Below are 13,373 nucleotides of genomic sequence, written 5' to 3' on the forward strand. Positions count from 1 at the left end.
AGTGCCCCGCACCTGAAAAGCCCGGCGATCACGCCGGGCTTTTTCTTGGCTGACAAGCGTCACGCCCTGGGGCATCCTGTACGCCTTCGTTCCACCCCCGTACAATGCGGGGCTATTTCAACGTCTTAGGCAATCGACACGGCTAACCATGCGCACCAGTCAATATTTGCTCGCCACCCAGAAAGAAACCCCTGCCGACGCAGTGGTCATCAGCCATCAGCTCATGCTGCGTGCCGGCATGATCCGCAAACTGGCCTCCGGCCTGTACACCTGGCTGCCGATGGGCCTGCGGGTAATGCGCAAGGTCGAGGCCGTGGTGCGTGAGGAAATGAACGCCGCCGGCGCCCTGGAAGTGCTGATGCCCAGCATCCAGCCCGCCGAACTGTGGCAGGAATCCGGCCGCTGGGAGCAGTACGGCCCTGAGCTGCTGCGCCTGAAAGACCGCCACCAGCGCGACTTCTGCGTTGGCCCGACCCACGAAGAAGTGATCACCGACCTGGCCCGTAACGAGCTGTCCAGCTATAAACAGCTGCCGCTCAACATGTACCAGATCCAGACCAAATTCCGTGATGAGATCCGCCCACGCTTCGGCCTGATGCGCGGCCGCGAGTTCATCATGAAGGACGCCTACTCGTTCCATGCCGACCAGGCTTCCCTGCAGGAAACCTACGACCGCATGCACCAGGCGTACAGCAACGTGTTCACCCGCCTGGGCCTGGACTTCCGCCCTGTGCAAGCCGACACCGGCTCGATCGGTGGCAGCTACTCGCACGAATTCCACGTACTGGCCGAGTCCGGCGAAGACGATGTGATCTTCAGCGACAGCTCCGACTACGCTGCCAACATCGAGAAGGCCGAGGCCATCCCGCGTGAAACCGTGCGCCCTGCCCCAACCGAGGAGCTGCGCCTGGTCGATACCCCAGAGGCCAAGACCATCGCCCAGCTGGTGGAAAACCACGGCCTGGCGATCGAAAAGACCGTCAAGACCCTAATCGTGCGCGGCGCCGAAGAAGGCAAGCTGATTGCCCTGATCGTTCGCGGCGACCACGAACTGAACGAAATCAAGGCCACCAAGCTGGAACAGGTAGCCGACCCGCTGGTCATGGCCACCGAAGCCGAACTGCGCGACGCCATTGGCGCCGGTGCCGGCTCGCTCGGCCCGCTGAACCTGCCGCTGGAATGCATCATCGACCGTTCGGTCGCCCTGATGAGCGACTTCGGCATCGGCGCCAACATCGACGACAAGCATTACTTTGGCGTGAACTGGGAGCGTGACCTGCCAGTGCCACAGGTTGCCGACCTGCGTAACGTGGTCGAAGGCGACCCAAGCCCGGATGGCCAGGGCACCCTGGTGATCAAGCGCGGCATCGAAGTGGGCCACATCTTCCAGCTGGGCACCAAGTACAGCGAGGCGCTGAAGTGCCAGGTACTGGGCGAAAACGGCAAGCCAGTCGTGCTGTCGATGGGCTGCTATGGCATCGGCGTTTCCCGCGTGGTCGCGGCTGCCATCGAGCAGAGCTACGACGACAAGGGCATCATCTGGAACGACGCTCTGGCCCCATTCCAGATCGCCCTGGTACCGCTGCGCTACGAAACTGAAGTGGTTCGCGAGGCAACCGACAAGCTGTACGCCGAACTGACTGCTGCCGGCTTCGAGGTGCTGCTGGACGACCGCGACAAGAAGACCAGCCCAGGCATCAAGTTTGCCGACATGGAGCTGATCGGCATCCCGCACCGCATCGTCGTCAGCGATCGCGGCCTGGCCGATGGCAACCTGGAGTACAAGCACCGCACCGAGCAGGACGCCCAGGCATTGCCGCTCAATGAAGTGCTGACCTTCCTGCAGGCCCGCGTTCGCCGCTGATAACCAATGCACGAGTGATCATGTTCAAGCGAAGTACCTTTACCCTGGGGGGCACCGCTCTTTGCGGCGCCCTGCTCGTCAGCGGCTGCGCCAACCAGATGTCCCAGCGCAGCGACCATGAGGAGCGCGTCGAGCGCAAATTGCTCGAGCACACCCTGCAGATCGATGTCGGCGAGCCGAAGGTGATGGAGCTTCCGCAGCGACGTGTGCGCGTGCATGAGCAGAAGCGCTTTGAAATCACCGAGTTCGAAGTGACCCGTCGTTACGACCGCTACACGCCTTACCAACCCTGGCGGGAGATCTACGAGATCCCGCTGGGTGCGGTGGCCATAGTGGCAGGCGTCGGCGCCAACGTGGTCAATGTCTTTGCCCTGGGCAACCTGCCAGAAAGCATCACCCACGACTGGCTCAGCTACGGCGTGGACGGGCTCAACCCGTTCATGAACGTGCCGTCCCATGGCCGCGCCCAGCAGAACCTGGCCGGCATCAGCGAAGTGCAGAAGGGCAAGCGCGAGGAATCCACCAGCCTGCCCTGGAGCGAACGCCTGGTCGAGGTCAAGGCTGGCAAGATGACCCACGAGCTGACCACCGACAGGAACGGCGTACTGCGCCTGAACCTGCTGGACAGCCCGTTTTCGGAGCAGAACCTCAACCACGTCGGCACCTTGCACCTGCAAGTGCTCGACGAGGAAAACGCGGTACGTGGCGATGCCAGCCTGCTGGTCAGCGCCACCCTGCGCAACAAGCTGCTCGAAGCCCATGAGCTGATCTTCGATGACCTCGAAGATGACGATGTCGGCCAGTGGGTACATCGGGTCAAGCGCTTGTCCGAGCTGGGCCTTGAAGAAGAAGCCAGTGAAATGGAACAAAGCCTGATCGAGCTGACCCGCAACGATCCGGAGTTGCAGCAGGAGTTTCTGCAGACGCTGACCAAGGCCACTGGGCGGTTGGTGGCTGACCCGGGCGTGCAGTAACCCGGCACCTACCCTCGCTGACTGACGCGATACCCTTGTAGGAGCGGCCTTGCGTCGCGATGGGCTGCGAAGCAGCCCCAGCAATTCATGCATCAAAGCTGAAATCCTGGGGCTGCTTCGCAGCCCATCGCGACGCAAGGCCGCTCCTACATCGACCGCGCAGGCTGCTTTCTTTATTTAGGCGGGAACAACTCCAGCTGTTCATGCGCCCCGCGCAAATCGCGCAACCTCACCCCTACCCCCAGCAGGCGCACTGGCTTGCCACCGCGGGCGAACGCCTGCCCCAGCAACTGCCGATAGCTTTCCAGGTCCCTGCCCGCCCCCGCCTGCTCCAGGGTGGTCTGGCTGAAATCATGGAACTTGACCTTGACGAAGGGTTTGTCGGGCCGGTAACTGCTGTCCATGCGGGCGATGCGTTCGTTCAGGCTTTCCAGCAGTTCGGGCAACCGCGCCAGGCAACTGGCCAGGTCCGGCAGGTCGGTGTCGTAGGTGTTTTCCACGCTGACCGACTGCCGGCGGCTGTCAGTGTGCACCGCCCGCTCATCCATACCCCGCGCCAGCCCCCACAAACGCTCACCAAAACTGCCGAATTCGCGCACCAGCGCCAGCCGTGACCATTCGCGCAGCTCAAGGCAGGTTTCGATACCCAGCCGCGCCAGCTTGTCTGCCGTCACCTTGCCCACCCCGTGCAACCTGGCCACCGGCAAGACGGCCACGAATGCTTCGACCTCGCCAGGGGTAATCACGAACAAGCCATTGGGCTTGCGCCAGTCGCTGGCAATCTTGGCCAGGAACTTGTTCGGCGCCACGCCCGCAGACACGGTGATATGCAAGGTGCGGGCGACGCGCCGGCGGATATCCTCGGCAATGCGCGTGGCGCTGCCCGCGTACCACTGGCTGTCGCTCACATCCAGGTAGGCCTCGTCCAGCGACAGCGGCTCGATCAGCTCGGTGTAGTCACGGAAGATCGTGTGGATTTCCCGCGAGGCCTCACGGTAGGCCTCGAAACGCGGCTTGACGATCAACAGGTCGGGGCACAGCTTCAACGCATGCCGCGACGACATGGCCGAACGCACACCATAGGCACGCGCTTCATAGTTGCACGTGGCGATCACCCCACGGTGGTCGGGCGAGCCCCCCACCGCCATTGGCCGCCCGGCCAGGCGCGGGTCGTCACGCATCTCGATCGCGGCATAGAAACAATCGCAGTCGACGTGGATGATCTTGCGCAAGGACATGGATGACCGTCAGTACTGTAGATTCATACAGATAGTATCGCATGCGCCCTGCTCTGAAACACCTCACCCGCATTGCCACACGATAATCGGCCTGAAAGCCCCGCCGCGCCTGCACTGCCTCCTGTTATCAAACGCTAAGGGTTTGAACAAAAAAGGTTTTTCCAAAACAATTGCTTGACATCAGTGGGTAAATCCGTAGAATTCGATCTCACAGGCGCGGGATGGAGCAGCCTGGTAGCTCGTCGGGCTCATAACCCGAAGGTCGTCGGTTCAAATCCGGCTCCCGCAACCAGATTCGAGAAAAGGCCACTGTTAACGCAGTGGCCTTTTTCTTTGCGCGCGAAAAAGACGATTTGAAAAAGTGTCGATAAATCAAATGGTAACGCTTGACACGTGCGCTACGAACTGTAGAATTCGATTCCACAGGCGCGGGATGGAGCAGCCTGGTAGCTCGTCGGGCTCATAACCCGAAGGTCGTCGGTTCAAATCCGGCTCCCGCAACCAGATTCAAGAAAAGGCCACTGTTAACGCAGTGGCCTTTTTGTTTGTGCTTGAAAAAGGCGTCTGGGCTGGTAGGTGTTCGTCGATGTAGTTGTGGCGCCTATGAGATCGAGCGCCGCCCGCGCGGCGCTTCGCGGGGCAAGCCCGCTCCCACTGTCTGTTTCGGGCCAGTCACGCCTGTGAGGTCACCGCTGTCCGCCTTGTGCGCTCCATTCAATATTGAAGGGGATGCCGTTGCTCTTCATCGTTCTCCAGCCATGTACCCAGGCGCGCGCGCCTCTGGCACAGGCATAACTGGCCCGAAACAGATGTGGAAGCGGCCTTGTGCCGCGAAGCGCCGCGCGGGCGGCGCTCGATTTGCGCACCACCTCACGACCCAAGACATACGCCTGGTAGCCCTCACATCAAAAAATTCTTGACACCTAATCACCAAACTGTAGAATGCGCCCCACTGACGCGGGATGGAGCAGCCTGGTAGCTCGTCGGGCTCATAACCCGAAGGTCGTCGGTTCAAATCCGGCTCCCGCAACCATATTCGTCAGAACAAACCCCGCCTGTTTAACAGCAGCGCGGGGTTTGTTGCTTTACCCTCCCTGCTTTTCGTCGCCTGGAACTTCCCCTCCCTCCAGCCAAACCGCAGGCTTGAGGTGTCGCCCCTTGGATGAACTATCTTTAACCCTGCCAAGCCGCTGAAAGCGCCTGAGGCCGGAGTACCATTGGATACGTTTTCCTAAAGGACTTTCAATTGGCCGCACCTTCCCCCCACCTCGCGCTGCATGCCCGGGGCACCCCATGACTACGCACAACCCCGAACCTCCGGTGCCGCTCGCCTCGGCGCTGCCCGGTGCTGTGCAACGGCTGCCCCTGCTCGAACGCTTGAGCCGCTACCGTCAGCCAATCAGCCTGGTAGTGACCCTGGTGCTGTTCACCATGGCCTTGATTGCCTGCCGCCACCTGCTGAGCGAGCTGGACATCTATGCCTTGCACGACGCCATGCTCAGCGTGCCGACCCAGGCGTTGCTGGGTGCCTTGCTGGTGACCGTGATCGGCTTCGCGATCTTGCTAGGCTACGAGTGGTCGGCCAGCCGCTACGCCGGTGTGAAACTGCCGGCCCGCAGCATGGTGCTGGGTGGCTTCAGCGCCTTTGCCATCGGCAACGCCATTGGCTTGTCGATGCTCTCGGGCGGCTCCGTGCGCTACCGGCTGTACGCACGCCAAGGGCTAGGCGCTGGCGAAGTCGCACGAATGACCGTTTTCGCCAGCCTGTCGCTGGGCTGCGCGTTGCCGCCCCTTGCCGCCTTGGCAACCCTGAGTGACCTGCATGCGGCCTCTACCGCACTGGGGTTGGCGCCTGGCCTGCTGGCAAGTATTGCCACCGCCGTGCTGGTGGCATGCGCCCTGCTGGTGTTTGGCTTGTACCGCAGGCGCCTGGCCGAGCAACCGCTGACCAATAACCTGCTGGTGCAAGTGGGCCGCCGTACACTGCGCCTGCCGGGTGCGCGCCTGGCAGGCCTGCAATTGCTGATTACCGCGCTGGATGTCGCCGCTGCCGCCACCGTGCTGTATCTGCTGCTGCCTGAAGCACCGCCTTTCGGTGCGTTTGTGCTGGTGTACCTGCTGGCCCTGGCTGCTGGCGTGCTCAGCCACGTACCGGGCGGCGTCGGGGTGTTCGAAGCGATCCTGCTGGCGGCCTTTGCCGACCAGCTCGGTGCCGCCCCACTGGCCGCCGCCCTGCTGCTCTATCGGCTGATCTATGTAGTGCTGCCACTGCTGCTGGCCTGTGTGTTGCTGCTGGCCAATGAGGCCCGGCGCTTGCTGTTCGCGCAACAGGCCATCAAGGCAGCCTCCGGGCTGGCCGCCCCCATCCTGTCGATCCTGGTGTTCCTGTCCGGTGTGGTACTGCTGTTCTCCGGTGCCACGCCCGAAATCGACACACGCCTGGAGCACATGGGCTTCCTGGTGCCGCACCGCCTGATTGATGCTTCGCACTTCGGCGCCAGCCTGATCGGCGTGCTATGCCTGCTGCTGGCCCAGGGCCTGCGCCGGCGCCTGTCCGCCGCCTGGCTGCTGACCACCGTGCTGTTGCTGGTCGGCGCCCTGCTGTCGCTGCTCAAGGGCTTTGACTGGGAGGAGGCCTGCCTGCTGACCTTCACCGCCGCCCTGCTCGCCCTGTTCCGCCGCTCCTTCTACCGCCCCAGCCGCCTGCTGGAGCTGCCGTTCTCGCCAGTGTTCCTGGTGGCCAGCGCCTGCGCGGTGGGTGCATCGGTATGGCTGTTGCTGTTCGCCTACCAGGATGTGCCCTACAGCCATCAGCTGTGGTGGCAGTTCACCCTTGATGCAGACGCCCCGCGTGGCCTGCGCGCCGCCATGGGCAGCGCCTTGCTGCTGGCCGCCCTGGCCTTGACCTGGCTGCTGCGCACCGCACCACCGGTAATCCACCTGCCCGATGAACAGGAGCTGCAGCGGGCCAACCGTATCCTGCTGGCCTCTGACCAGCCCGATGGCGGCCTGGCCCTGACCGGCGACAAGGCGTTGCTGTTCCACCCCCGTGACAATGCCTTCCTCATGTACGCCCGGCGCGGCCGCAGCCTGGTGGCCCTGTACGACCCGATCGGCCCCGCCCAGGAACGTGCCGAGATGATCTGGCAGTTCCGTGACCTGTGCGACCTGCACCACGCGCGGCCGGTGTTCTACCAGGTGCGCGCGGAAAACCTGCCGTTCTACATGGACATCGGCCTGACCGCATTGAAGCTGGGCGAGGAAGCCCGGGTCGATTTGCGCCGCTTCGACCTGGAAGCCAAGGGCAAGGAAATGAAGGACCTGCGCTACACCTGGAACCGTGGCGGGCGTGATGGCCTGAGCCTGGAAATCCACGAACCTGGCCACGCCCCGCTGGCAGAGCTGAAGGACATTTCCGACGCCTGGCTCGGCAGCAAGAACGTGCGCGAGAAAGGCTTCTCGCTGGGGCGCTTCAGCCCGGAATACCTGCAGCACTTCCGCATTGCCCTGATTCGTTTCCAAGGCCGGCCGGTGGCCTTTGCCAACCTGCTGGAGACCCATGGCAACGAACTGGCCAGCCTCGACCTGATGCGTGCGCACCCCGAGGCACCCAAGCTGACCATGGAATTCATGATGATCGGCCTGATCCTGCACTACAAAAGCCATGAATATGCGCGCTTCAGCCTGGGCATGGTCCCGCTTTCCGGCCTGCAGCCACGCCGTGGTGCACCTTTGACCCAGCGCCTGGGCTCGATGGTGTTCCGCCGGGGCGAACAGCTTTACAACTTCCAGGGCCTGCGGCGCTTCAAGGACAAGTTCCAGCCGGACTGGGAACCCCGTTACATGGCCGTGCCAGCCGGGCTTGACCCGCTGGTGGCGCTGGCCGACACCGCCGCCCTGATCGCTGGTGGCCTGACTGGATTGGTGAAACGTTGATGACCCGTCGCTATTGGTTGTACCTGCTGGTTCCCCTGCTGCTGGCTGCCTTGGGCGGTGCTGCGGCGTTCTGGTTGTGGACGCGTCCGGCCCCCGAGGCGCGTCTTGAGCAACTGAGTATCAATGACACCAGCATCACTCGCGTTACCCCTGGCGTACACCCCAAGGTCCGGGTGGCCATCGGTGTGCCCCAGGACCAGGCGCTGACCGACAAGCAGCTGCTGGACCTGGCCCAGGCCGGCGAAGCCCAGTTGGTGCAGGTGATCCTGCCGCCGAACGACTGCGGCAAGCAGCAACAGGCCATGGACCAGGCCCTGACGCAATTGCCAGAGAAGCCGACCCTGGTCGCCGGTATCGGCCCTGGTGCCGCGCAGGCCTGGCGCTGGCTGGCCAGCCAGACCGATGACAAGGCCCGGGCGATTTCCGTGGACTTCACCGTCGAGCAACCCGGCTGCGCGGCTGCGCTGCCCAAGTCTGCCGCCCACGGTCACTGGAACGTCGCCTGGAACGACAACCCCGATGACGCCAGCGCCGCCTTCGTGCGCGACCAGGCCAATGCCGAAACCAGCATCAGCGACTACGACATCCACCTGCCACAAGTGCTCAAGGCCCAGCTGACCCAGGCCTTGGTCGGCCATGACGGCAATGCCCTGGCCATCCCCGTGGTCGAAGTGCCGGCCGGGCAGACCACCGACACGGTCACCCTGTTCCTCTCCGGTGATGGCGGCTGGCGCGACCTGGACCGCGACGTGGCCGGGGAAATGGCCAAGCTGGGCTACCCGGTGGTGGGCATCGACACGCTGCGCTACTACTGGCAGCACAAGACCCCGGAACAAAGCGCCGCCGACTTGTCCGAGCTGATGCAGCATTACCGGCAGAAGTGGGGCACCAAACGCTTTGTGCTGACCGGTTATTCGTTCGGTGCCGACGTGCTGCCGGCCATCTACAACCGCCTGCCGGTGGAGGACCAGCAGCGTATCGACGCGGTGATGTTGCTGGCCTTTGCCCGCAGTGGCAGCTTCGAGATCGAGGTTGAGGGTTGGCTGGGCAAGGAAGGCCAAGAGGCGCCAACCGGGCCGGAAATGGCCAGACTGCCAGCGTCCAAGGTGGTGTGCGTGTATGGCGTGGAGGAGACCGACGAGAGCGGTTGCACCGAAAAGACCGCTGTGGGTGAACGCCTGAAGCTGCCCGGCGGGCACCACTTCGATGAGAACTACCCGGCGCTGGCCAAACGCTTGATTGGCGAGATCGAAACGCGCCAGGGCAAGTCGAGCGTGGCGGCGCAGAACTGATAGCCGTTGGTTAACCCGCTCCTACAGGCGACGCGGTCGATGTAGGAGCGGCCTTGTGCCGCGAATGGGCTGCAAAGCAGCCCCGGCGATTTCGGTGTTGATGCTGAAACCGTGGGGCCGCTTTGCGGCCCATTCGCGGCACAAGGCCGCTCCTACAGGGACCGCGCCTTGGCGCAGATTCAGATCTCGACTTGGGTCCCCAGCTCGATCACCCGGTTCAGCGGCAGGTTGAAGAAGCGCAGGTTACCGTTGGCATTCTTCAGCAAGAACGCAAACAGGTTGCCCCGCCAGCGCGACATCCCCTCCAGCCGTGAAGCAATCACCGTCTCGCGGCTGAGGAAGTAGGTGGTGCGCATCGGGGTGAAGTCCAGGTCATCCAGGTGGCACAGCTTCAATGCCGCCGGCACGTCTGGCTCATCCATGAAACCAAAGTGCAGCAGCACGCGGAAGAAGCCGTCGCCGTAAGCTTCCACCTCAAAGCGCTCCTGCTCCGACACCCGCGGCCGGTCTTCGCTGACCACGGTCAACAGCACCACCTGGCTGTGCAGCACCTGGTTATGCAGCATGTTGTGCAACAACGCATGGGGCACGGCATCGGAGCGTGCGGTGAGGAATACCGCCGTGCCTTCGACCCGGTGCGGCGGCTGAATGCGGATACTGCTGATGAACAGCGGCAACGGCAGCGCGCCTTCGTCGATGCGCTCGACCAGGATCTGCTTGCCGCGCTTCCAGGTGCTCATCAACAGGAACAGAACACCGCCGGCCAATACCGGGAATGCACCGCCCTGGAAAATTTTCGGCACGTTGGCGGCAAAGAACAGCCCGTCGACGAACAGGAAGCCCACCAGGATCGGCACCGCCAGCACCGGCGGCCACTTCCACAGCAGCAGCATCACCGACGAAACCAGGATGGTGGTCATCAGCATGGTACCGGTCACCGCCACACCGTAGGCCGCCGCCAGGGCGCCGGACGACTCGAAGCCGATAACCAGCAGCACCACGCCAACCATCAGCGTCCAGTTCACCGCACCAATGTAGATCTGCCCCTGCTCGTCACTGGAGGTGTGCTGGATCTGCATGCGTGGGATGTAGCCCAACTGGATGGCCTGGCGGGTCAGGGAGAAGGCCCCGGATATCACCGCCTGCGAGGCGATCACCGTGGCCATGGTGGCCAGCCCGACCAACGGTAGAAGTGCCCAACTCGGCGCCAGCAGGTAGAACGGGTTACGCGCAGCCTCCGGGTTTTGCAGCAGTAGCGCACCCTGGCCAAAATAGTTGAGCACCAGCGCTGGCAGCACCAGGATGAACCAGGCCCGGGCGATTGGCTTGCGGCCAAAGTGGCCCATGTCGGCGTACAGCGCCTCGGCGCCGGTCAGTGCCAGCACCACCGCACCGAGAATGGCCACACCCATGCCCGGGTGAACAACGAAGAAGTTCACTGCCCAGCCCGGGTTGAACGCCTTGAGCACTTCCGGGCTCTGCGAGATGCCATGCACGCCCAATGCACCCAGGGCCACGAACCAGGCGACCATGATCGGGCCGAACAGCTTGCCGATTTTCTCGGTGCCGTGCTTCTGCACCAGGAACAGCGCCACCAGCACTACCAGCGAAATCGGCACCACCCAGTGGTCGATGCCGTCGAACGCCAGGCCCATGCCCTCCACGGCCGACAGCACCGACACCGCCGGGGTGATCATGCTGTCGCCGTAAAACAATGAAGCGCCAATCAACCCGCACACCACCATCAACGTACGCAACCGCGGGTAGGCCGCCGTAGCCCGCCGCGCCAGCGCTGTCAGCGCCATGGTGCCGCCCTCGCCCTGGTTGTCGGCGCGCAGGATGAACATCACGTACTTGAACGACACTACCCACAGCAGCGACCACAAGATCAGCGACAGGATCCCCAGTACGCCGTCATGGTTGACCGGCACCCCGTAACCGCCGCTGAACACTTCCTTGAGGGTATACAACGGGCTGGTGCCGATATCGCCATAAACCACCCCGACCGCCGCCACGAGCAGGCCCAGCGACCGCGCCGCGCCCTGCTTCCCCTCGTGCCCGCCCTCAGCGTGACTGCTTGCCTGAACCATCGACCACTCCCGCAGACGGCCTTCACGGCCTTTAGTATTCACTTTGCCACCAGGCCCTCGAAGGCACCCTGGCGCAACGGCGCGAAGCATAGCGCAGCGTTCGTCGTATTTCTGCTGGTCAAGCGACCCTGCGCTCGCTAGAATTGCGCACTTTTTGATCAGAGGCGCCAAAAGCGCCCGTCAAGATCGCCCCCGATTCTGGCCGGGCGACCTGCATTCAATACCGAGGTTAGTCATGTCCACCACGCCCGCCACCCCCAAGGTAGGTTTCGTAAGCCTGGGTTGCCCAAAAGCCCTGGTCGATTCCGAGCGCATCCTGACCCAGCTGCGCATGGAAGGCTATGAAGTCGTGCCCACCTACGAGGACGCCGACGTAGTGGTGGTCAACACCTGCGGCTTCATCGACAGCGCCAAGGCCGAGTCGCTTGAAGTGATCGGCGAAGCGATCAAGGAAAACGGCAAGGTCATCGTCACCGGCTGCATGGGTGTCGAGGAAGGCAGCATCCGTGATGTACACCCTAGCGTGTTGTCGGTCACCGGCCCGCAGCAGTACGAGCAGGTGGTCAACGCCGTGCACGAAGTGGTGCCGCCGCGCCAGGACCACAACCCGCTGATCGACCTGGTACCGCCACAGGGCGTCAAGCTGACCCCGCGCCATTATGCGTACCTGAAGATTTCCGAAGGCTGCAACCACAGCTGCAGCTTCTGCATCATCCCGTCGATGCGCGGCAAGCTGGTCAGCCGCCCGGTAGGTGAAGTGCTGAGCGAGGCCGAGCGCCTGGTCAAGGCCGGGGTCAAGGAGATCCTGGTGATTTCCCAGGACACCAGCGCCTACGGCGTCGATGTCAAGTACAAGACCGACTTCTGGAACGGCCGCCCGGTCAAGACCCGCATGCTCGAGCTGTGCGAGGCCCTGAGCAGCCTGGGCGCCTGGGTACGCCTGCACTATGTGTACCCGTACCCGAACGTTGACGACGTGATCCCGCTGATGGCCGCCGGCAAGATCCTGCCGTACCTGGACATCCCGTTCCAGCACGCCAGCCCGAAAGTGCTCAAGGCCATGAAACGCCCGGCCTTCGAAGACCGCACCCTGGCGCGCATCAAAAACTGGCGCGAGCAGTGCCCTGAGCTGGTAATCCGCTCCACCTTCATCGTCGGCTTCCCGGGCGAGACCGAGGAAGACTTCCAGTACCTGCTGGACTGGCTGACCGAAGCCCAGCTCGACCGCGTGGGCTGCTTCCAGTACTCGCCAGTGGAAGGCGCCCCGGCTAACGACCTGGGCCTGGAAGAAGTACCGGACGACGTCAAGCAGGCGCGCTGGGATCGCTTCATGGCCCATCAGCAGGCCATCAGCACTGCCCGCCTGCAGCTGCGCATCGGCAAGGAAATCGAGGTGCTGATCGACGAAGTCGAGGAGCAAGGTTCGGTTGGCCGCAGCTTCTTCGATGCCCCGGAAATCGACGGCAGCGTGTTCATCGACGGCGACCATGGCTTCAAGCCGGGTGACAAAGTGCGCTGCCGTGTGGTGGATGCCGATGAATACGATATGTGGGCTGAGCCTATCTAAGGCGGCTGTGGCATAAAAAGCCCCTGCCCCGGCGTTCCTCATAGGGAATGATCGGTGCAGGGGCTTTTTTATGCCTGATTTGATAAGGCATCTCGGCTGCCAGGGGCTTGTCACAAGACTTTCAGCACCTGTGAGATCGAGCGCCGCCCGCGCGGCGCTTCGCAGCGCAAGGCTGCTCCTACATCTGTTTCGGGCCAGTTATTCCTGTGCCAGGTGGGTTGCAGCCTTGGCGCATGGCTGAAGATCGATGAAGAGCAACGGCGTTCCCATCGATATCAAAGGGAACAAACAAGGCGGACAGCGGTGACCTCACAGGCGTGACTGGCCCGAAACAGATGTAGGAGCAGCCTTGTGCTGCGAAGCGCCGCGCGGGCGGCGCTCGATCTGTGCATCACCTCAAATCCCCAGCCAT

The 13,373-nt window shown here is 63.1% G+C and carries 7 protein-coding genes and 3 tRNA genes; 8 read left to right on the top strand and 2 right to left on the bottom strand.

The window, feature by feature from the left end:
- Positions 1–148 precede the first annotated feature (148 nt).
- Entirely contained in the window at positions 149–1,864 is a 1,716-nt protein-coding gene (locus tag ACIP1G_RS17390; protein WP_400739143.1) for a proline--tRNA ligase, read from the top strand.
- A 20-nt stretch (positions 1,865–1,884) separates the two neighbouring features.
- Positions 1,885–2,838: a hypothetical protein gene (locus ACIP1G_RS17395; protein WP_400739146.1), complete on the top strand. Its 954-nt coding sequence runs from the start codon at positions 1,885–1,887 to the stop codon at positions 2,836–2,838.
- Between the two features lie 173 nt (positions 2,839–3,011).
- Here ACIP1G_RS17395 and dinB read toward each other — a convergent pair whose 3' ends face one another.
- A complete protein-coding gene (gene dinB / locus ACIP1G_RS17400) occupies positions 3,012–4,070 on the bottom strand; it encodes a DNA polymerase IV (protein ID WP_400739261.1) in 1,059 nt (352 codons plus the stop codon).
- A 221-nt stretch (positions 4,071–4,291) separates the two neighbouring features.
- Here dinB and ACIP1G_RS17405 point away from each other — a divergent pair.
- From ACIP1G_RS17405 to ACIP1G_RS17425, 5 genes are all read left to right on the top strand, one after another.
- A tRNA-Met gene (locus ACIP1G_RS17405) sits at positions 4,292–4,368 on the top strand.
- 135 nt (positions 4,369–4,503) lie between these two features.
- Positions 4,504–4,580: transfer RNA gene (locus ACIP1G_RS17410), tRNA-Met, on the top strand.
- 452 nt (positions 4,581–5,032) lie between these two features.
- Positions 5,033–5,109 (top strand) — tRNA-Met (locus tag ACIP1G_RS17415).
- A gap of 260 nt (positions 5,110–5,369) precedes the next feature.
- Positions 5,370–8,012: a bifunctional lysylphosphatidylglycerol flippase/synthetase MprF gene (mprF, locus tag ACIP1G_RS17420; RefSeq protein WP_400739148.1), complete on the top strand. Its 2,643-nt coding sequence runs from the start codon at positions 5,370–5,372 to the stop codon at positions 8,010–8,012.
- The gene (locus tag ACIP1G_RS17425; protein ID WP_400739151.1) at positions 8,012–9,304 is read left to right on the top strand and encodes a virulence factor family protein; all 1,293 of its coding nucleotides are present in this window, start codon (positions 8,012–8,014) and stop codon (positions 9,302–9,304) included. The genes mprF and ACIP1G_RS17425 overlap by 1 nt, the downstream gene beginning before the upstream one ends.
- A 179-nt stretch (positions 9,305–9,483) precedes the next feature.
- On the opposite strand, the gene ACIP1G_RS17430 is transcribed toward ACIP1G_RS17425, so the two are convergent.
- Positions 9,484–11,394: a potassium transporter Kup gene (locus ACIP1G_RS17430; RefSeq protein ID WP_400739153.1), complete on the bottom strand. Its 1,911-nt coding sequence runs from the start codon at positions 11,392–11,394 to the stop codon at positions 9,484–9,486.
- Between the two features lie 235 nt (positions 11,395–11,629).
- Between ACIP1G_RS17430 and rimO the strand changes: the two genes are divergently transcribed.
- On the top strand, positions 11,630–12,961 hold the full coding sequence (gene rimO, locus ACIP1G_RS17435; protein WP_400739156.1) for a 30S ribosomal protein S12 methylthiotransferase RimO: 1,332 nt from the start codon (positions 11,630–11,632) through the stop codon (positions 12,959–12,961).
- Positions 12,962–13,373: the final 412 nt, after the last annotated feature.

The sequence above is a fragment of the Pseudomonas sp. NPDC089392 genome (assembly GCF_044749595.1).
GTDB lineage: Bacteria > Pseudomonadota > Gammaproteobacteria > Pseudomonadales > Pseudomonadaceae > Aquipseudomonas.

Coding starts and splice junctions, on each gene's coding strand:
- ACIP1G_RS17425 (WP_400739151.1), top strand. CDS start 8,012: ATGACCCGTCGCTATTGGTTGTACCTGCTGGTTCCCCTGCTGCTGGCT.
- ACIP1G_RS17430 (WP_400739153.1), bottom strand. CDS start 11,394: ATGGTTCAGGCAAGCAGTCACGCTGAGGGCGGGCACGAGGGGAAGCAG.
- ACIP1G_RS17395 (WP_400739146.1), top strand. CDS start 1,885: ATGTTCAAGCGAAGTACCTTTACCCTGGGGGGCACCGCTCTTTGCGGC.
- rimO (WP_400739156.1), top strand. CDS start 11,630: ATGTCCACCACGCCCGCCACCCCCAAGGTAGGTTTCGTAAGCCTGGGT.
- mprF (WP_400739148.1), top strand. CDS start 5,370: ATGACTACGCACAACCCCGAACCTCCGGTGCCGCTCGCCTCGGCGCTG.
- ACIP1G_RS17390 (WP_400739143.1), top strand. CDS start 149: ATGCGCACCAGTCAATATTTGCTCGCCACCCAGAAAGAAACCCCTGCC.